The sequence below is a fragment of the Pseudomonas sp. AN3A02 genome, assembly GCF_011765255.1.
Taxonomy (GTDB): Bacteria; Pseudomonadota; Gammaproteobacteria; order Pseudomonadales; family Pseudomonadaceae; genus Aquipseudomonas.
This window is the reverse complement of record NZ_JAARNI010000002.1, coordinates 116,462-136,371: the sequence shown is the minus strand read 5'-3', so window position 1 is coordinate 136,371 and position 19,910 is coordinate 116,462. Positions and strand designations below refer to the sequence as shown.

Genomic DNA, 19,910 nt, shown 5'->3' with positions numbered 1-19,910 from the left:
TCGCTCCTACAAGGAAACGTTGTGATTACCGCCCAAGCCTTTTCGACCATTCGGGCCATCGAACGCAGTGCCTGGAACGACTGTTTTCCCGATGCCCTGGAGGATTGGGACTATTACGTGGCCGTGGAAAGCGCTGCTATTGATGATTTTCAGTGGCGCTATCTTGCGGTGTTTAACGATACAACGCTGGTAGCAGTCGCGCCGGCGTTCATTACGCGTTATCGCCTCGACACCACGGTGTCGGGCGTAGGTAAGCGCTTTACCGAGCGCCTGGAGCGACTGTGGCCGGGTGTTTTGAAGTTGGGCCTGTATGCCATCGGTTCGCCGGTGGCGGAACAGTGCAATGCCGGTATCGCCAGCCACGTTCCTGAATCAGGGCGCCAGGCGTTGCTTGCGCAATTGCTCGCCGCCGCGCGCCAGGATGCCGATACGTTCGGCGTTGGGCTGGTGGCGGTCAAGGACGCACCGACCAAGGATGAAGCCTGGTCAAACAGCTGCCTTGATGCGGGCTTCCAGAGCATGCCCAGCCTGCCAACGGCCTTATTGCCGATCCCTTTTGGTTCAGTGGACGCCTACCTGGGTTCCCTGGACAAAGCCACCCGCAAGGACGTGCGCCGCAAACTGCGCGCACCTGGCCCGCGTGTTGAGTGGCGACGCAACATCGACGACGTCCTGCCGCGCATCATGGCACTGTATGAGGCCACCCTGGAACGTTCCGACCTGCAGTTCGAGCGACTGCCGGCAGGCTATTTCACCGGTATCCTTGAACAGCTGCAAGAACGTGCGGTCTGTGTGCTTTATTGGGTGGACGAGCAATTGGTGGCGTTCAACCTGATCCTGTTGAACCAGGACCGCCTGATTGACAAGTTTTTCGGCGAAGACAGTGATTACAGCCATGAGTACAGCCTGGCAGTGCGCAGTTGGTTAACCAATATCGACTACTGTATTCGCAACAAAATTGCGTTATATGAATGCGGTCAGGCCGGCTATGCCAGCAAGCTGCTGCTGGGCTGTGAGTTCCAGGGCAACAGCATGTTTTTTCGCCACCGTAACTGGCTGGTCAACCGTGCGCTGTTTGTTGCAAAAGTGTTTCTCCGACCGGATCGATCCGACCCTGCCATGGCTGCTGCGATAAGCGAAACCTGATGATCAACAAGACCCGCCAAAAAGCTCGCCCCTTTGCCATTTCGCGTTGGAGCGTCCAGCGCAAGCTGGTGTTGGCGTTCTGGCTGGTCACGGTGATTCCGACGATGATCGCGGCGGAGCTGGCTGCGACGACGCTGTCGCAGATCTTCGACAGCAACGTGCGGATCTGGCTGCAGGAGTCGACCAAGATCGTCAAGGACGAGATTGGCGACATCCTCCACGACAACGCCCGGGTCGCCCAACTGTTCCTGCGCTACACCAAGCCGCCGTCGTCGCGCCAGGCCGAGAAACACGACAAGCTGACCGCCGACATTGCTGCCGCCACCGACATCGACGTGGTCGCGCTGATCCGCAGCAGTGACCACAAGATTGTCTTCAGCACTGCCGCCGATGACATCGTCAAGCAAATCAACCTGGCCAGTAATGCGGTGTTGCAGACGGTCCAGGTGGCGGGCGTGACCACCGGCGTGGTGGTGTCGACCTTCGAGACCAGCGAGGACGGCGTTGACTATCAACTGCTGGTGGCCACCTACCTGGACAGCAGCTTCCTGACCAGCGTGGCCGATGTGCATTCCCTCGACTTGCGCTTGTACCTGGCCAATCCCAACGGCTTCTCGGAGATTTTCTCTACCCAGCGTTTCGTCGATCACCCCACCCGGATTCCTTCAAACATCGAAGCCGCGCTGCGCAGCACCAAGCAGCCCAGCGAACAGTTCACCAACAACTACAGCGGTTTGTACTGGCCGATCTTCAATGACGCCGGCGAGCTGCAAGGGGTGATCTTCAGCGGCTTGCTGCGGCACACCAGCCTGGTGGGCCTGGTGAACCAGAGCAATCTGTTCGTGTTGATCTTCCTGCTCAGCTCGGCGCTGTCCCTCGGTGCCGGCATGCTGGTATCCCAGCGTCTCACGCGCCCGTTGCGGGACTTGTCCGAAGGCGTCAGCGCGGTGATCTCGGGTAATTATCAGCATCGTGTGGCGGTCAGCGGCGGCGACGAGCTGGCGCAACTGAGTAGCACCTTCAACCACATGACCGAGCGTCTCGGTGAGTTGCATCACCTGGAAGCGCAACTGCGCCGCCGCGACCGCCTGCATGCATTGGGCGAAGTCGCGATGGGCCTGGCCCACGAAATCCGCAACCCGCTGGGCATTATCAAGACCGCTACCCAGTTGCTGCACCGCCGCGCCGATTTGCCGGAAACCGACAAACGCCATCTCGAATACGTGATCAGCGAAGTCAGCCGGATCAACGACCTGATCACCGAATTCCTCGACTTCGCCAAACCCAGCGCGCCGTTGCGCACGGTGCAAGCGGCACGGCCGGTGGTGGAGGAAATCCTCGGCTTCTGCGGGCCTGAGCTGTCGACCCATAACATCGACGCGCATATCGATGACCAGGCCCCCGGCGCGACGATTTACGCCGATGCCAAGCAGCTCAAGCAGGCGTGCCTCAACCTGATTCTCAACGCCATCGATGCCATGCCCGGAGGCGGTCGCCTGACCCTGGGCATCCGCAGCGTGGGCGGCAACACAGTGATCAGCATCGGCGATACCGGCGAAGGCATTCCGTCGGACATGATCGAGCGGATCTTCACACCATTCGTCACCACCAAGGCCTCGGGCACGGGGTTGGGTCTGGCCAAAGTCTTCTCGATCATGGAGAGTCATGACGGCAGCATCGAATGTGTCAGCGAGAAAGATGCCGGCGCGACCTTCAGCCTGTACATTCCGGCCCAGGGTGACGATGACGGCGATGATGAGGATGGTGATGACGCATAACGTATTGGTAGTCGACGATGAACCCAAGCTCTGTGACTTGCTCTCGTCGGCCTTGAGCCAGAGCGGGATCCAGGTGTTTACCGCCGGCAACGGCCTGCACGCGCTCAAGGTGCTGGAGCAGGAAGACATCGACCTGGTGATCAGTGACTGGCGCATGCCCGGTATGGACGGGCCGGCGCTGCTGGCGGAAATCAAGGTGCGTTACCCCCATCTGCCGGTGATCGTGATGACTGCCTACAGCACCGTGAAAAATGCGGTGCAGTCGATGCGCAATGGCGCCTACGACTACATCGCCAAGCCGTTCGACATCGATGAGCTGGACATCACCGTCGCCAAGGCCCTGCAGTTTCGCGACATCATGCGCGACAACGCGCGCATGCGTGCCGAGCTGGATGAACACTCGCAGTTCGACAGCCTGGTGGGCGACAGCCCGGCGTTTCGCCGCGTGCTGCACGCCGTCGACTCGGTGCGCGACAGCAACGCCACAGTGCTGCTGACGGGCGAAAGCGGCACCGGCAAAGAGATGGTCGCCCGTGCCATCCACAAACACGGCAATCGCGCCGACAAGCCATTTGTAGCCGTCAACTGCGCGGCGATTCCCGAAGGCTTGCTGGAAAGCGAGATGTTCGGCCACCGCAAGGGCGCCTTTACCGGCGCCGTGGCGGACCGCGTCGGGCGCTTCATGCAGGCGGACAAGGGCACGTTGTTTCTCGATGAAGTGGGCGACATGCCGTTGGCGTTGCAGGCGAAAATCCTGCGGGCCTTGCAGGAGCGGGTGATCGAGCCGGTGGGTGACCCGCGGGAGCGCAAGGTGGACGTGCGGGTGATCGCCGCTACCAACAAGAATTTGCTGGATGCGGTGGCGAACAAAGAGTTTCGTGAAGACCTTTACTACCGCCTCAATGTGTTCCCGATTCCGCTGCCGGCCTTGCGCGAGCGGGTGGAAGACATCGCGCCGCTGGCCCGGCACTTTGCCCAGACCTTGAGTGCTACGGCGGGTAAACGCATCACCGGTTTCAGCCCTGAGGCATTGCAGGCCATGGCAGCGTATTCCTGGCCGGGCAATATTCGTGAGCTGCAAAACTGTGTGGAGCGGGCGACCATCGTCGCGGCGACGCCGGTGATCGAGGACATTGATTTGCCGGCGTATCTGTTTGCTTCGAAGCCGGCTGAGGATGGGGTGGGCGCGATACTCAGTAACGGGCCGGGTGTGCCACAGGATCTGGATGCGGCGCTGGCTGAGGTGGAGAAGGCTTACATCATGGCTGCGTTGCAGGAGAGCAACGGGGTTCAGGCTGCGGCTGCGCAGAAGATCGGGATTTCTGAGCGTAGCTTTTGGTATCGGTTGAAGAAGCTGGGGATTCAGGTGGACAAGATTGTTCGCTAGGGGGCGCTGAGCGTTTTTTTTGGGGGGGTACATATCCGTTATTTAGGTAACGGCCGCTTAGGGTTCCGCTCTTACAGCGGGTCACTTTTGAAAAGCCGGAATGCCGGCCCAGTCAAAAGTAACCAAAACGCTCTGCCCCGCCTGTCGGCACCTCGCCTAGGCTCGGTGTTCCCTCACTCCGGCACCGCGAAGCGGGCCGCCGCGACGGGCCATCCATGGCCCGGCGCGGCTAAACCGGCGTCCTGCCGGTTTACCCGCTCCGCAATACCTGCGTTCGGCCTCGGGCTGAATGGGGCAATCAAAAGCAAAAGCACAGCGGCCTCCCGGCCGGCTTGAGTGTTAGAAGCAGAGGCAAGATCCAGAGCGAAAGCAGAGCTGCTTTTCTGTGGGAGCGGGCTTGCTCGCGAAAAACCTGAGAACGCCGCGTTGAATCAGGATGCCCGCGTCATCGTTAACGACCTTCGCGAGCAAGCCCGCTCCCACATTTGGACCGTGCCCGCTTTAGCTTCTGATTTTGCTGTTGCTGTTGCTTCACCACACTCAAGCCGGCCGGTAGGCCGCTGTGCTGTTGATCTGCTTTTGATCTTGATCTTAGGCGCCCCGTTAAACCACGCTGGCCGAACGCAGGCTTTGGAGCGTGGGTAACCCGGCAGGACGCCGGGTTAGCCGCGCTGGGCCAAGGATGGCCCATCGCGGCGGCCCACGCTCCAAAGCCGGAGTGAGGGCACACCGAGCCTAAGCGAGGTGCCGAGTGGTGGGGCAAGAGCCTTTTGGTTACTTTTGGGCTCTTTTCAAAAGTGACCCGCTGTAAGAGCGGAACCAATACAAGCCATCACCTAAATAACGGATATACACACCCACCCAGCTCCACATTTTTGATAGGCGTATGTCAGGCGTGCAGGCGAACCCACACGCTGACCAACACCGTAGCCGCCATCAACCACGCCACCGCCGCCACCGCCAGCGAGGCCTCCAGGCGCATTCGGTCAACCATCACATACAACGTCGCCAGGTACACAAAGTACGGAATGATCGACCACATCCCGAACACGATGGTGGTCTTCAAATCCTCCACCGACCGACCCTTGCCGACGATGTAATGCGCGATCAACGCAAACGTCGGAAACAGCGGCACCAACCCGGCGATGTAGTAATTCCTGGTCTTGGCCAGCGCCGCCAGAATCAGCACCACCCCCGCGCCCAATGCCGCCTTCAACAATAAATCCACAATGCGCTCCTAGTGGCTCAGCCCGTATTTCTTGACCTTGTCGAACAACGTGGTCTTGGCCATCCCCAGTTCCTGGCTGGCCTGGGTCAGGTTGCCGCCGCTGCGCTGCAACGCGTCATTGAGCAGGTTGCGCTCGAACGCCTCCACCGCTTCGGTAAAGGCCAAACCGTGGTTGCCGCTGCTGGCGCCGCTCTTTTTAAACGCCGGCAAACCCAGGGCAAACCGCTCGGCCACGTTGCGCAATTCCCGCACGTTGCCCGGCCAGTCGTGGCTCATCAGGTTGGACAGGGTCTGGTTGTCGAGGTCCGGCGCGGTACGGTCGAAACGCAACGACGACTGCTGCAGGAAGTGTTCGAACAATTGCAGGATATCTTCCCGGCGTTCCCGCAGCGGCGGCAGTTCCAGGGTTACCACGTTGAGGCGGTAATACAGGTCGCTGCGAAACTGGTTGGCGCGGCTCAGGTCGTCGAGGTCGGACTTGGTGGCGGCGATCACCCGGCAATCCACCGCCACGCTCTGGTTCGAGCCCAGGCGCTCCAGGGTGCGTTCCTGCAATACCCGCAGCAGTTTGATCTGCAGGTTCATCGGCATGCTTTCCACTTCGTCGAGGAACAGCGTGCCTTCGTGGGCATGTTCGATCTTGCCGATGCGGCGCTTGCCGGCGCCGGTAAATGCGTTGGCTTCATGGCCGAAGATTTCGCTTTCGAACAGGTTCTCCGGCAGGCCACCGCAGTTCAAGGCAACGAACTGGTGGGAATGACGCCGGCTGAAATCATGCAGGCAACGGGCGACCAGTTCCTTGCCGGTGCCGGTCTCGCCTTCGATCAACACGTTGGCCGAGGTGTCGGCGACGTTGGCGATCAACTCCCGCAGGTTTTGCATGGCGGGGGAGCGGCCGATGATCCGGCCTTCCAGCGAGTCGCGCTCGGCCAGTTGCCGACGCAGCGACCAGACTTCCCTGGCCAGCCCGCGTTGCTCCAGGGCGCGACGGGCAACGTCCACCAAGCGCTCGGGGGAGAAGGGTTTTTCCATGAAGTCATAGGCGCCATTGCGCATCGCGCCCACCGCCATGGAGATGTCGCCGTGGCCGGTGATCAGCACCACCGGCAGGCTTTTATCCAGGGCCTTGAGGCGGGTCAGCAGTTCCAGGCCGTCGATGCCCGGCAGGCGAATATCGCTGATGACGATGCCGGCGAAGTTTTCGCCAACCCGGGTCAGGGCTTCTTCGGCACTGCCCACGCCCACGCTGGGAATGTCTTCCAGGGCCAGGGCTTGCTGGCAGCCGAGCAATACATGGGGGTCGTCTTCGACGATCAGGACGGTCAGGTCGGTGTTTTTTTCTGCGTTCATTTCGACTCGACTTGTTGAGGGCTCGCCAGCGGCAAACTCAGGACAAAGGCAGTACCACCGCTGGCCGGGTGCTCGACGGCGAGGTTGCCGCCGGTGGCGGCCGCGAGGCTGGCCGACAGCGTCAGGCCCAGGCCCAGGCCTTGTTCGCCGGGTTTGGTAGTAAAGAACGGTTCGAACAAATGCTTGCGGGTCTCGGGATCAATCCCGTGGCCGTTGTCGCGCACCCGCAGGCGGTATTTGCCGTCGACGATGTCGCCTTCCAGCCACAGTTCGGGGGCCGGTTGCGCTTGCATTGCGTCCAGGGCGTTGCCGATCAGGTTGACCAGGATCTGCTCCAGGCGCGTCTGGTCGATCTGCAATTGCGCGCTGGTGAAGTGACGGTGAACCGTCAGCGGCAAGGTTTCCAGGCGGCTGCCGAGGATCTGGAACGTGGCGTCCACCGCCTTGCCCAGATTGGCCTCGCCCTGGTCATCACCGCGCCGGGCAAAGGAGCGCAGGCTGGCGGTGATGCGGCCCATGCGGTCGATCAGTTCGTTGATGGTTTTGAGGTTGGCACTGGCGGTGTCCAGCGCCCCGCGCTCCAGGAAGCGTACGGTGTTGCCCGATAGCGTGCGCAAGGCGGCCAGTGGCTGGTTCAATTCATGGGCGATGCTGGTGGACATCTGGCCGATGGCGGCAAGTTTGCCGGCCTGCACCAGTTCGTCCTGGGCCCGGCGCAAGGTTTCCTCGGCCTGGCGCCGCTCGCGAATCTGGCTCTTGAGCCGTTCGTTGCTGGCCCGCAGGTCGGTGGTGCGTTCGGCAATCCGTCGCTCCAGCTGATTGTTGGCTTCCTGCAGGGCTTCCCGGGCGGCGAGGCGGGTGGCGATCACCTTGCGGCGCTCGTTCCAGGCGATCAACAGGAACGCCACCAACGCGAAGGCCACGGCCACCAGGATGCCCTGGTTGATGGCGGCCTGGCGCAGGTCGTTCAGCGGGGTGAGCAGGGTGAAGTTCCACGGGGTGTCGTTCAACGGACGGGTCTGGGCCAGGTAGCTGACTTCATGCTCGTCTGCCACCACTTCGCTGTTGGCCGGGAAGGTCAACTTCTCGGTGCCTTCGTTCAGGCGCTCGCGGGCCAGTGGTTCCAGTTCGCTGAGCGTCGCCCAGTAGTATTGCAGGCTGTGGGCGAGGCGGTCCTTGGTGTCATCGCTCAATGGGCGCACAGACTTGAGGCGCCGGGCCGGGTCGCTGGAGAGGATGATGATGCCGTTCTCGTCACTGACAAAGGCCTCCAGGCGCGCCCGCTGCCAGCGCTCTTCCAGCGCTTCCAGGCGGACCTTGACCACGGCGACGCCGATGATCTTGCCGTGTTCTTCCAGGCCATGGGCCAGGTAATAGCCGGGTTCGCCGTTGGTGCTGCCGATGCCGTAGAACCGACCGGGTTGGCCACGCACGGCATTCTGGAAATAGGCACGGAAGGACAGGTCTTCACCCTGGTAACTGTCGGCGTCGCGCCAGTTACTGGTCGCCAGCACACGGCCGGTGGTATCCATCACGTAAATAGCCCGGCTGCGACTGCGCCGGTTCAGGCCTTCGAGGTAGTCGTTGACGGTTTTGCGGGTTTCCTGATTCGGGTCGGCCAATAACCGGGAGACGCTGGATTCCAGCTCCAGGAGACTGGGCAGGTAGGTGTATTTGCTGAGTTCACTCTCGACGGTGCGGGCATGCAATTCCAGCTGGCGTTCGCCGGTATCGCTGAGGGTGCGGATCCCATAGAACTCACTGATCCAGAAGCCGACGTAACCCAGTCCGATCATCAGCGCGATGATCAGCGGCGGCAGGAACAATTGGCGAATCAGACGAGGCTTCACGGCAAGTGATGGCGGCGCGGCGCGAAAGAGGTTGGGGTCGCATTTCATCACAGATGCCTTGGGTCAGCTATCGCTCACTTGCCAACTGTAGGAGCGAGCTTGCTCGCGAAAAACTCAAGGGCACCGCGCTCATCCAGGATGTTCGCGTTATCGTTGACGTCTTTCGCGAGCAAGCACGCTCCTACAGAAAAGCAGTGAGCTGCGGCTTTTTAGTGCTGCAGGATTTTCTCAAGGAAGTGCTGCGCGCGCTCGGACCGGGCGCTGATGTCGCCGAAGAATTCCTCTTTCGGGCAGTCTTCGATGATCTTGCCGGCGTCCATGAAGATCACACGGTCGGCGACCTTGCGGGCGAAACCCATTTCGTGGGTCACGCACATCATGGTCATGCCTTCCTGGGCCAGTTGCACCATCACGTCGAGTACTTCGTTGACCATTTCCGGGTCGAGGGCCGAGGTCGGTTCGTCGAACAGCATGACGATCGGGTCCATCGCCAGCGCACGGGCAATCGCCACACGCTGTTGCTGGCCGCCGGAAAGCTGGCCCGGGTGCTTGTGGGCGTGAGCCGACAGACCGACGCGCTCCAGCAGTTGCAGGCCCTTCTTGGTGGCTTCTTCCTTGCTGCGGCCCAATACCTTGATCTGCGCGATGGTCAGGTTTTCGGTGATGGTCAGGTGTGGAAACAGCTCGAAGTGCTGGAACACCATGCCGACGCGCGAGCGCAGTTTTGGCAGGTTGGTCTTCGGGTCGGCGATGGAGGTGCCGTCCACGACCACGTCGCCTTTCTGGAACGGTTCCAGGGCGTTGACGCACTTGATCAGGGTGGATTTGCCGGAGCCGGACGGCCCGCACACCACGATCACTTCGCCTTTTTTAACCTCGGTGCTGCAATCGGTCAGCACCTGGAAGTCGCCATACCACTTGTTGATATTCTTGATAGAGATCATACGGCAAACCTTTTTTGCAGACGCTTGACCAGCAGCGAGGCGGAAAAGCTGATGATGAAGTAGACGACACCGGCGAAGATCAGGAACTCATTGGAGCGGCCGATGATGTCGCCGTTGGAGCGGGCGGAGTTGAGGAAGTCCACCAGGCCCACGGTGTAGACCAGCGAGGTGTCCTGGAACAGGATGATCGACTGTTGCAGCAGCAACGGGGTCATCTTGCGGAACGCCTGGGGCAGGATGATCAGGCGCATGGTCTGGCCGTAGGTCATGCCCATGGCCTGCGCGGCGGCCATCTGGCCCTTGGGGATCGACTGCACGCCGGCCCGCACGATTTCGCAGAAGTACGCCGCCTCGAACATCATGAAGGCCACGACGCAGGAGGTGAACGCACCGATCGGGGTGTCTTCGCCGGTGATCCAGCGCAGCACGAACGGCACCGCCAGGTAGAACCAGGTGATCACCAACAGCAGCGGGATCGAGCGGAAGTAGTTCACGTAGGCGCCGGCCAGGCGCGACATCAGCTTGTTGGACGACAAGCGCATCAGCGCCAGGATGGTGCCGATGATGATGCCACCGACCACGCCCATGACCATCAACTGCAAGGTCATGACCATGCCGTTCCACAGGCCCGGGATGGCGGGGATGATGCCACTGAAATCGAATTCCATTATTTACCCCCCACGGAGATCAGGCCGGGCACGGCAACTTTCTTCTCGACCACGCGCATCAGCAGCATCAGGCTCATGTTCAGGGTGAAGTAAATCAGCGTGGCCAGGGTGAAGGCCTCAAACAGGTTGGCCGAGAACTCGGCGGTCTGTTTGGTTTGCGCCAGCAGTTCCATCAAGCCGATCAGGGACGCCACGGAGGAGTTCTTGAAGACGTTGAGGAATTCCGAGGTAAGCGGCGGAATGATGATCCGGTAGGCCTGGGGCAGCAGCACGTTCCAGTAGATCTGTGGCAGCTTGAAGCCCATGGCGCGTGCGGCGGATTCCTGGCCCCGTGGCAACGCCTGGATGCCGGTGCGCACTTGTTCGCACACACGTGCGGCAGTGAACAGGCCCAGGCACACGACGACACTCAGGTAAGCTGAAGTGGTCGGGTTGAGGTCTTGTTTGTACCAGTCCTGCAGGTTCTGCGGCAGCATGTCAGGTATGAGGAAGTACCAGATAAACAGCTGAACCAGCAGCGGCACGTTACGAAACAGTTCCACGTAGCAGGTCGCAATGCCCGATACGATGCGGTTTGGCACGGTGCGCATGACGCCGAGTACGGAGCCCAGCAGCAAGGCGATAATCCAGGCCACGATGGCGATGGCGATGGTCCAGCCCAGTCCGGAGATGTACCAGTCGAGATAAGTCTCGCTGCCAACGCCGGTGGACTTGAAGAATACGCCCCAGTCCCAGTTGTAGTTCATTAGGGTCTCCCCTCGAGATCGATCGATGTACAAGCACCCGCTTGGGGAAGATCCTTTCCCGCCCGACGGTGAACGCCAGGCACACACGATCGGCTCGGAAACCGCCAGGTCGAGTGTTCCAAAATTAAAGCCAGCAGGTAGTAACAGACGCCTGAGGGAGGGTTGGCTCCCTCAGGAGATAAGCTTAGTCAGGTATCAGATTTTTACGTCAGGCGCTGGTTTGTCGCTTGGGTTTGCGATCAGCTCCTTCACCTTTTCGCTCATCGGGAAGTTCAGGTTCAGGCCTTTTGGTGGGATCGGGCTTTCGAACCACTTGCTGTAGATCTTGTTGATTTCGCCGGATTTGAACAGGGCAACGATGGCGTCATCGACAGCCTTCTTGAAGGCCGGGTCGTCTTTACGAACCATGCAGGCGTAGGCTTCGAAGGACTGCGGAGTACCGGTGATGACCCAGTCGTCCGGCTTCTTGGCCTTGGCTTCTTCACCGGCCAGCAGGGCGTCGTCCATCATGAAGGCTACGGCGCGGCCGCTTTCCAGCATCTGGAAGGATTCGCCGTGGTCTTTGGCGGAGATGACGTTCATGCCCATCTGCTTGTCGGCGTTCATCGCTTTGATGATGCGCTCGGACGTGGTGCCAGCGGTGGTCACGACGTTCTTGCCTTTCAGGTCAGCGAAATCGCTATAGGACGGCTTGCCATCCTTGTCTTTCTTGACCAGCAGACGGGTGCCGATTTCGAAGATGTTGACGGTGAAGTCGACTTGCTGGGCGCGTTCGGCGTTGTTGGTGGTGGAGCCGCACTCGAGGTCCGCGGTGCCGTTCTGGATCAACGGGATACGGGTTTGCGAGGTGACCAGGTTGTACTTGGCCTTCAGATCGGGTTTGTTCAGGTCTTTTTTCAGTTGCTCGACGACGGCCAACTGAATGTCGTGGGAGTAGCCCACTGGCTTGCCCGAACCATCCGCGATATAGGAAAACGGAATGGAGCTGTCGCGGTGAGCGAGAGTGATCGTGCCGGAGTCGTTGATTTTCTTCAGTGTGCCGGTGAGTTCGGCGGCGAAAACTGGAGTGCTGATCAGAGCAGCAGCGATAGCTGCGCCCAAAATATGGGGAACGATACGCATCAATACTTCCTCGACATTTGTTTTTTTTATGAGACCGGTTGGTACGGCCACGTTTTTATATAAACAGTACTGCGAATGCCCATGACGGCTCCTGAGGCGCCTCAGGCAATCGCCTACGAGTGTAGAGCATGAGTCGTGCCATACCAGTGGTAAAAGGATAAGAGCATGATTTATATAGAGATTAACTTTGTGTGACGAACGTTTGTCGCAAGGTTGATCCGGCAAACCGAATAGGCTGGGGTATAGCGTTCGGAAATCCGAATGCCTGGATACGTTTATATCGCCCATGAAAAAGCCCCGGGGCCGTGGCTCTGCGGGGCGTCTTAGTGTGGATTTTTCGTCAGAACGTGTAGTCGGCCGAGACAACCGCTGCGCGACCATCGCCGGGTACCGCCCAACCGTTGTTACGGATGCGGGTGAGGTAGTCCTTGTTGAACAGGTTGTTGACGTTCAGTTGCAGGTTCAGCTGTTTGTTGACCTTGTAGCCGAGCATCGCTCGCTGCACCGCGTAGCCAGGCGAAGTCGGTGCTCCTGCGGCGCTGGCCAAGTACTGCTTGGTTTGCGCCGTGATGCCATAGCCCACCTGGAAGTCGTGGGGCAGGTCGTACACCGTCCAAAGGCTGGCCGCATGTTTGGGGGTGAAGGTCAGCGGCTCACCTTTCTGCACGTCGAGGCCGGTGGTCGCCAGGGTGTAATCGCTGGCGCTGCGCAGCACACGGGTGTTCAGGTAGGTGTAGTTGGCGAAGACCTTCCAGCGGTCAGTAAGCTGGCCGCTCAAGCCCAGGGCCACACCATCGGCACGCGCCTTGCCGTCGAGGGTTTGCGTGCCGCTGAGGTTGCTCGGGTCGTTATCGGCGACTTTGTAGTTGGTGCGGTCATTGCGGAAGATCGCGCCCGTCAGCGACAGGGCATTGTCGAGCAGGTCCCACTTGGTGCCGATCTCATAGCTGACGGCGGTTTCAGGGTCTACGTTGCAGTTGTTGGTGGCCACGCTGGAGCTTTTGGCCGGGGTGTAGCAACTCCCATTGACGCTGGCTTGGGACGGCGTCTTGCTGTTGCCGTAGGCGATATAGAAGCTGCCGTTTTCCGCCGGTTTGTAGACCAGGGCCAGGCGGTAGGACGTCAGGTCGTCCGCTTGGCCGTAGCGCACGCCCGGCGTTTCCACACCGCTGGTGGAGTAGGCGTTGGTCACCGAACTGCCCACGTTGTGCTCGTAGCGCAGGCCGCCATTGATTTCCCATTGCGGGTTGAGTTTGAGCGTGTCGAAGGCATAGGCGGCGCGGTTGTTCAGCGCGCCATCGACGTGGGCCGCCCGGGTGAAATTGACCGGGCCGGTCCATTCGGAGTTCGGATCGCTGTAGCTGACCGGTGGCGGCACTATCGTGCTGCCGTTGCTGTTGGTCAGCCATTTTCCGGTATCCGCCTCGTATTCCTCGCGGCTGATGGCGATACCGGTCACCAGCGTGTGGTCGATGAAACCGGTGCTGAAGTGGCTGGTGACGTCGGTCTGGTTGGTGAACATTTTGTTCTGGGTGTTGCGCTCGTTACCCAGTGAGCCGCCGCTTGGCTGGAAATAGCCCGGCTTGAGGCCTGCGGCGCAAGGCGCGCCCGTGATCTGGGTGCCGCTGGCGAGGCAGCCGGCCTGCGCACCTTCGGGGCCCGAGGCGCGCAGGTCCTGGCGAACGCGCTCGACGCGGGTGAAGTTACGCACGGACACCGCGTCGTTGAAATCATGCTCAAGCTTCAGGCTGAACGCGTCCGAGGTGGTTTGTTGCTCATTGATGTTGTGGTAACCGTAGAAATCGCTCCAGCCCACGCCTGGCATCGGTTTGCCGTTGTAGATCGGAATCCCGTATTGCGGCGTGTTGTCGTCTTTCTGATGCTCGTAACTGACCGTGACGCGCGTCGGAGTGCCCAGGCCAAACGCGATAGAGGGTGCGATGCCCCAGCGTTCGTAATCTTCATAATCGCGCCCCGGCACATCGTTACCATGGGCCATCAGGTTCAGGCGGAACGCCGTGGTGTCGTTGAGCATCTGGTTGGTGTCGAGGGTGGTGCGCTTGTAGTTATCGGTGCCGATGCCTGCACTGATAGTGGTTTTGTCGCGCAACTCTGGCTGTTTACTCACCAGATTGATGGTGCCGCCGACCGCACCTGAACCGGAATACACCGAACTCGCGCCGCTGACGACTTCGACCTGTTCGAGGTTGAAGGGGTCGGTGCGGCTGTATTGCGCGCTGTCGCGCACGCCGTCCACGTAGATGTCGCCGCTGGCGGAAAACCCGCGCAGGTTGATGCTGTCGCCATACCCACTGCCGCCCTCACCGGCACCGAAGGTGATGCCTGGCACGGTGCTCAGCACATCGCGCAAGGTCAGCAGGTTTTGGTCATGGATGACTTCCTTGGGCACCACCGTGATGGTCTGCGGCGTGTCGCGCAATGGCTCGGTGTACTTGGGGGAAGAAGGAGCCACAGGGTTGTAGACGCTCTGGCTTGGGGCCTGACCTTCGATGCTGGTCGCGCCGAGTTGGATGACCCCTGTGTTGTCTTCTGGTGCGGGCTCCGCCGCGTAACTGAATCCTCCTTGCGCAGCCACTGCCAGGCCCACTGCCGACGCGAGCAAATGCCGCGATGAGAGGGGGGCAGAACTGATGCCGGTAGCCATTGAGTAATCTCTTGTTAGTGTTAGTGAGATGCGATCGTAATTGATAAGCGATCTCAAATGTAATACTTTGTAACCAAATAAATCATGAAACTTTTTGCGGTCCTTGATCGCTACTCGGGGCAGGAATGCAGATTGCGCAGCCAGGCAGCGAGCCGTCCGACATCGGTGATAACCCGCGCGCCTATGTGCGGTGGGTGATGCATGCTGCTCAACTGGGTGATGCCGACGCACAGGCGACGCTGGCCCAGCTGCTGCTTGACGGCCGGGGGGTGCAGAAGGATCAGGCCCTGGGGTTGAGCTGGTTTCGCATCGCAGCACGGCAGCGCCACCCCATGGCGATCAACATGATCGGGCGCTGCCTGGAGAATGGCTGGGGCTGCGAGATTGACTTGGCTGATGCCGCGCAGCATTACCGCAAGGCTGCCGATCTGGGATTGGATTGGGGTTTGTACAACTACGGCCAATTACTGACCCGCGGCCGAGGTGTGGCGCATGACCTTGCTGCCGCGTATGAGCTGTTCCGCCTGGCTGCGGCCAAGGGGCACGCCAAGTCGATGAACCTGTTGGGGCGGTTCCACCATGAAGGCGTTGTGGTGCCCAAGGATGTTCAACTGGCGCGGCAGTGGTATCAGCGTTCAGCCGAGGCCGGGGATTTCCGTGGGCAGTACAACCACGCCTCGGAGCTGGCGGAGGATGGCGACGAGGTGCAGGCCTGTTTATGGCTGGAGCGGGCACTGGCGACGGCTACACCGGGTTTTCTGCAGGCGGCTTATCCGGTATTGATGGGCTCCACTTCTTCCGGCATTCGTGAAATGGGCCTGCTCTATCAGCGCCAGGCCCTCGACACATGAAAAAGCCCCTGGACCTTTCGGTGCAGGGGCTTTTTCAGGTCGGGTCGATCAGGCTGCTTCGATCTTGCCGCGATTGTGCTCGACCTTGGACAGGTAGCGCTGCACCTTTTCCTGTTCTTCCGGCGTGGTGAACAGGCCCAGCTTGCTGCGGCGCCACAGAATGTCCTGGGGCTGTGTGGCCCATTCTTCAGCGCACAGGTAGTCGACTTCGCGGGTGTACAGGCCGCCACCAAGGTGGTCGCCCATGTCTGCCAGCGACTGCACGCCTTCCAGCAGGCGCCAGGTGCGGCTGCCATAAGTGGTGGACCAGCGACGGGCAATCTCGCTCGGCACCCAGTCGTACTTGCTGCGAATCGCATCGGCCAGGGCTTCTGGCGTGCTCATGTTTTCGCCGCCGGGCAGGGTGGCCGTGGCCGTCCAGCTTGGGCGCATCTGCGTGAAGTACGGCGCCAGTTGCGCCATCGCCGATTCGGCCAGCTTGCGGTAGGTGGTCAGCTTGCCGCCGAACACCGACAGCAACGGCGCCTCGCCCGAGGTGCCGGACAGCGCCAGGGTGTAGTCGCGGGTCACGGCCGACGGGTTGTCGGATTCGTCATTGCACAGCGGGCGCACGCCGGAATAGGTGTGCACGATGTCATCGCGGCTCAGCTGTTTCTTGAAGTGCGCGTTGACCACGTTGAGCATGTAGTCGGTTTCACCTTCGGTAATCGCCACTTTCGCCGGGTCGCCGGTGTATTCGCGGTCGGTGGTGCCGATGATGGTCAGGTGATTCAAATACGGAATGGTGAAGACGATGCGCTGGTCTTCGTTCTGCAGGATGTGCGCGTGGGCGCCTTCATACAGCTTCGGCACGATCAGGTGGCTGCCCTGGATCAGGCGAATGCCGTACGGCGAATCCAGCTTCAAGTCATCCTTGATGAACTTGGCGACCCACGGGCCGGCTGCGTTCACCAATGCCCGTGCGCGGATCGAGAACAGGCTACCGTCGGCGCGTTCCATGTTCATTTCCCACAGGCCTTTGCTGCGGTGCGCGCTGACGCAACGGGTCTGGGTGTGAATATGCGCACCCTTTTCCCGCGCAGCCATGGCGTTGAGTACTACAAGGCGGGCGTCATCTACCCAGCAATCGGAGTATTCGAAGCCTTTGGTGATTTCGCTTTTCAGCGGGCTGTCGGGGCCGAACTTGAGGCTCTTGGAGCCTTCGAGTTTTTCCCGCTTGCCCAGGTGGTCATACAGGAACAGGCCGGCGCGAATCATCCATGCCGGACGCAGGTGCGGGCGGTGGGGCAATACAAAGCGCATCTGCTTGACGATGTGCGGGGCCTTGGCCAACAGCACTTCACGTTCAGCCAGGGCTTCGCGCACCAGGCGGAATTCGTAATGCTCCAGGTAGCGCAGGCCACCGTGGATCAGCTTGCTGCTGGCGGAGGAAGTGTGGCTGGCCAGGTCGTCCTTTTCGCAAAGGAATACCGACAAACCGCGACCGGCTGCGTCTGCTGCAATCCCGACGCCATTGATCCCGCCACCGATAACGGCGACGTCATAGACTTCGGCAAGCGGTGGGGCAGGCAAGGTAGAAGGGTTCATCGGCTGGCCTCGCAATCTTTTTCGTATTGGAATTCGAACATAAATGTTCATTTGCGAAAATGGTAGCTCATAAACGCGGGCACAGCCAGTCCGCTTCGATTGAAAATACTGATCGAAGGGCGAAGAAAGGAAAATTTGTGAACATCAGGGGGCAGGACACCCCCTGTTTGGGGTTACACGACTTCCAGCCGAATCTTGTGCTGATTCAACAGTTGCACCAGCGCCGGGACTGGCTGCTGATCGGTGACCAGGCAATCAATCAAACTGATGGGTCCCAGGCGAATCATGGCGTTACGCCCGAATTTGCTGGAGTCCGCCGCCAGGATGACCTTGCGCGCATTGGCAATGATCGCCTGGGAAACCCGCACTTCCTGGTAATCGAAGTCCAACAGGCTGCCGTCTTCATCGATACCGCTGATGCCCACCAGGGCAAAATCGACCTTGAACTGGTTGATAAAGTCGACGCTGGCCTGGCCCACCACGCCGCCGTCTCGGCGCACGTTGCCGCCGGTCAGGAGTACGTCGAAGTCGTCTTTGGCACTCAGCATCATGGCGACGTTGAGGTTATTGGTGATGATTTTCAGGTGGCTGTGGTTAAGCAGCGCGCGGGCAATCGATTCGGTGGTGGTACCGATGTTGATAAACAGCGAGGCGTGATCGGGGATTTGCGCGGCAATGGCTTCGGCGATGCGCTGTTTCTCGTCGCGCATCTGGTCGGCCCGCATGGCGTAGGCGGTGTTTTCAACGCTGGAGTCATAGGCTGCGCCGCCGTGGTAGCGGCGCAACAGATTGGCTTCCGCCAGTTGATTGATATCACGGCGGATGGTTTGCGGGGTGACAACGAAGAGCTGCGCCATTTCCTCGATACTCACATAGCCGCGTTCGCGAACCAGTTCGAGGATTTGTTGCTGGCGGGGAGGCAGATTCATGGTGCGTCCTTTGGGCTGCCGTAAAAAGTGGCCCATGATGACGCAGGAATCTGCTCCCTGCCAGTTACAACCCTAAGTGGGTCCGGCGCTTGGCTTATTCAGCGCCTTCGTGGGGTTCCCAGTCGCGGGTGCGGCTGACTGCTTTTTGCCAGCCGGCGTAGAGTTTTTCCTTCGCGGCTTCTTCCAGTTGCGGTTCGAATTGGCGCTCGATCACGGCCTTGCCGCGCAATTCGTCCAGGCTGCCCCAGAAGCCGCACGCCAGGCCGGCCAGGTAAGCGGCGCCCAACGCGGTGGTTTCGCGCATTTGCGGGCGCTCAACCTGGGTACCGAGGATGTCGGCCTGGAATTGCATCAGGAAGTTGTTGGCGACTGCGCCACCGTCTACCCGCAGGGATTTGAGGCGTTCGCCGGAATCCTGCTGCATCGCGTCGAGTACGTCGCGGGTCTGGTAGGCAATCGACTCCAGGGCGGCACGAATGATGTGGTCCACGCGTACGCCGCGGGTCAGGCCGAACAGCGCGCCACGGGCATACGGGTCCCAGTAGGGAGCGCCCAGGCCGGTGAAGGCCGGTACCAGGTACACGCCGTTGCTGTCCTTGACCTTGCCGGCGAAGTATTCGGTGTCGGTGGCATCGGCGATGATCTTCAGCTCGTCACGCAGCCATTGCACGGTGGAACCGCCGTTGAACACGGCGCCTTCCAGGGCGTAGGCCACTTCGCCACGGGGGCCGCACGCGATGGTGGTGAGCATGCCGTGCTTGGATTTCACCGCTTTGTCGCCGGTGTTCATCAGCAGGAAGCAGCCGGTGCCGTAGGTGTTTTTCGCCTGGCCCGGTTCTACACACATTTGGCCAAACAGCGCTGCCTGCTGGTCACCGGCGATACCGCCGATGGCGATGCCGCTTTTGGTGCGACCGTAGATTTCCGAGGAGGACTTCACTTCCGGCAGCATTTCGCGCGGCACGTCGAGAATCTCCAGCATCTTCGAATCCCACTCCAGCGTGTGGATGTTGAAGAGCATGGTGCGCGAGGCGTTGGTGTAGTCGGTGACGTGGGTCTTGCCGCCGGTAAATTTCCAGATCAGCCAGCTGTCGATGGTGCCGAACAGCAGCTCGCCGTTACGCGCACGTTCGCGGCTGCCTTCGACGTTGTCGAGGATCCACTTGAGCTTGGTGCCGGAGAAGTAAGGGTCGGTGACCAGGCCGGTGGTGTCGTTGATGTATTGTTCGTGGCCGTCGCGCTTGAGCTGCTGGCAGATCTCGGTGCTGCGGCGGCATTGCCACACGATGGCGTTATAGATCGGGCGGCCGGTGATTTTGTCCCAGACCACGGTGGTTTCACGCTGGTTGGTGATACCGATGGCGGCGACCTGGTCGTGGTGCAGGCCGGCTTGTGCCAGGGCCTCGACCATCACCGCGCTCTGGGTGGCGAAAATTTCCATCGGGTCATGTTCGACCCAGCCGGCTTGCGGGTAATGCTGTGTGAATTCACGCTGGGCGGTGCAGACCACGTTGGCGTCACGGTCAAAGATGATCGCCCGGGAACTGGTGGTGCCCTGATCGAGGGCAATGATGTAGTTCTTATTCTGAATGTCGGTCATGTCGATTGCCTTGGACGGAGAATAGGGGAGTCAAGTAAACAGCCTGGGCCGCAAAAGGG

The 19,910-nt window shown here is 60.4% G+C and carries 15 protein-coding genes; 4 read left to right on the top strand and 11 right to left on the bottom strand.

The features are described 5' to 3' along the window. The first annotated feature begins 21 nt into the window (after positions 1 to 21). From HBJ59_RS10485 to HBJ59_RS10475, 3 genes are read left to right on the top strand one after another with little or no spacing between them, the layout of a single operon-like run. Complete coding sequence (locus tag HBJ59_RS10485) at positions 22 to 1,146, top strand: GNAT family N-acetyltransferase (protein WP_167663506.1); 1,125 nt, start codon at positions 22 to 24, stop codon at positions 1,144 to 1,146. Then, positions 1,146 to 2,924 carry a HAMP domain-containing sensor histidine kinase gene (locus HBJ59_RS10480; RefSeq protein WP_076015434.1) on the top strand — a complete coding sequence of 593 codons (1,779 nt, stop codon included), beginning with the start codon at positions 1,146 to 1,148 and terminating at the stop codon, positions 2,922 to 2,924. The genes HBJ59_RS10485 and HBJ59_RS10480 overlap by 1 nt, the downstream gene beginning before the upstream one ends. Next, positions 2,914 to 4,311: a sigma-54 dependent transcriptional regulator gene (locus HBJ59_RS10475; RefSeq protein ID WP_076015433.1), complete on the top strand. Its 1,398-nt coding sequence runs from the start codon at positions 2,914 to 2,916 to the stop codon at positions 4,309 to 4,311. The genes HBJ59_RS10480 and HBJ59_RS10475 overlap by 11 nt, the downstream gene beginning before the upstream one ends. An 889-nt stretch (positions 4,312 to 5,200) precedes the next feature. Here HBJ59_RS10475 and HBJ59_RS10470 read toward each other — a convergent pair. From HBJ59_RS10470 to HBJ59_RS10435, 8 genes are all read right to left on the bottom strand, one after another. Continuing rightward, positions 5,201 to 5,530 carry a GlpM family protein gene (locus HBJ59_RS10470; protein WP_167663942.1) on the bottom strand — a complete coding sequence of 110 codons (330 nt, stop codon included), beginning with the start codon at positions 5,528 to 5,530 and terminating at the stop codon, positions 5,201 to 5,203. Positions 5,531 to 5,548: 18 nt separating this feature from the next. Next, the gene (locus HBJ59_RS10465) at positions 5,549 to 6,889 is read right to left on the bottom strand and encodes a sigma-54 dependent transcriptional regulator (RefSeq protein ID WP_167663505.1); all 1,341 of its coding nucleotides are present in this window, start codon (positions 6,887 to 6,889) and stop codon (positions 5,549 to 5,551) included. Beyond that, positions 6,886 to 8,787, bottom strand: a complete 1,902-nt coding sequence (locus HBJ59_RS10460; protein WP_167663504.1) for a sensor histidine kinase — start codon at positions 8,785 to 8,787, stop codon at positions 6,886 to 6,888. The genes HBJ59_RS10465 and HBJ59_RS10460 overlap by 4 nt, the downstream gene beginning before the upstream one ends. Positions 8,788 to 8,948: 161 nt before the next feature. After that, complete coding sequence (locus HBJ59_RS10455) at positions 8,949 to 9,683, bottom strand: amino acid ABC transporter ATP-binding protein (RefSeq protein WP_003208734.1); 735 nt, start codon at positions 9,681 to 9,683, stop codon at positions 8,949 to 8,951. Then, entirely contained in the window at positions 9,680 to 10,351 is a 672-nt protein-coding gene (locus tag HBJ59_RS10450; RefSeq protein ID WP_076015429.1) for an amino acid ABC transporter permease, read from the bottom strand. Before HBJ59_RS10450 ends, HBJ59_RS10455 begins: the two co-directional genes overlap by 4 nt. Next, positions 10,351 to 11,097: an amino acid ABC transporter permease gene (locus tag HBJ59_RS10445; RefSeq protein ID WP_076015428.1), complete on the bottom strand. Its 747-nt coding sequence runs from the start codon at positions 11,095 to 11,097 to the stop codon at positions 10,351 to 10,353. The genes HBJ59_RS10450 and HBJ59_RS10445 overlap by 1 nt, the downstream gene beginning before the upstream one ends. A gap of 195 nt (positions 11,098 to 11,292) precedes the next feature. Continuing rightward, a complete protein-coding gene (locus HBJ59_RS10440; protein ID WP_076015427.1) occupies positions 11,293 to 12,219 on the bottom strand; it encodes a glutamate/aspartate ABC transporter substrate-binding protein in 927 nt (308 codons plus the stop codon). A 340-nt stretch (positions 12,220 to 12,559) separates the two neighbouring features. Beyond that, positions 12,560 to 14,884, bottom strand: coding sequence for a TonB-dependent siderophore receptor (locus HBJ59_RS10435; protein ID WP_167663503.1), 2,325 nt, complete (start codon positions 14,882 to 14,884; stop codon positions 12,560 to 12,562). A gap of 125 nt (positions 14,885 to 15,009) precedes the next feature. Between HBJ59_RS10435 and HBJ59_RS10430 the strand changes: the two genes are divergently transcribed. Next, positions 15,010 to 15,735: a tetratricopeptide repeat protein gene (locus tag HBJ59_RS10430; protein ID WP_167663502.1), complete on the top strand. Its 726-nt coding sequence runs from the start codon at positions 15,010 to 15,012 to the stop codon at positions 15,733 to 15,735. 48 nt (positions 15,736 to 15,783) lie between these two features. Here HBJ59_RS10430 and glpD read toward each other — a convergent pair whose 3' ends face one another. The 3 genes from glpD to glpK form a co-directional block, all read right to left on the bottom strand. Then, on the bottom strand, positions 15,784 to 17,322 hold the full coding sequence (glpD, locus tag HBJ59_RS10425; protein WP_076015424.1) for a glycerol-3-phosphate dehydrogenase: 1,539 nt from the start codon (positions 17,320 to 17,322) through the stop codon (positions 15,784 to 15,786). A 173-nt stretch (positions 17,323 to 17,495) separates the two neighbouring features. Continuing rightward, entirely contained in the window at positions 17,496 to 18,251 is a 756-nt protein-coding gene (locus tag HBJ59_RS10420; protein WP_076015423.1) for a DeoR/GlpR family transcriptional regulator, read from the bottom strand. 94 nt (positions 18,252 to 18,345) lie between these two features. After that, positions 18,346 to 19,851: a glycerol kinase GlpK gene (glpK, locus tag HBJ59_RS10415; RefSeq protein WP_063027424.1), complete on the bottom strand. Its 1,506-nt coding sequence runs from the start codon at positions 19,849 to 19,851 to the stop codon at positions 18,346 to 18,348. Positions 19,852 to 19,910 lie beyond the last annotated feature (59 nt).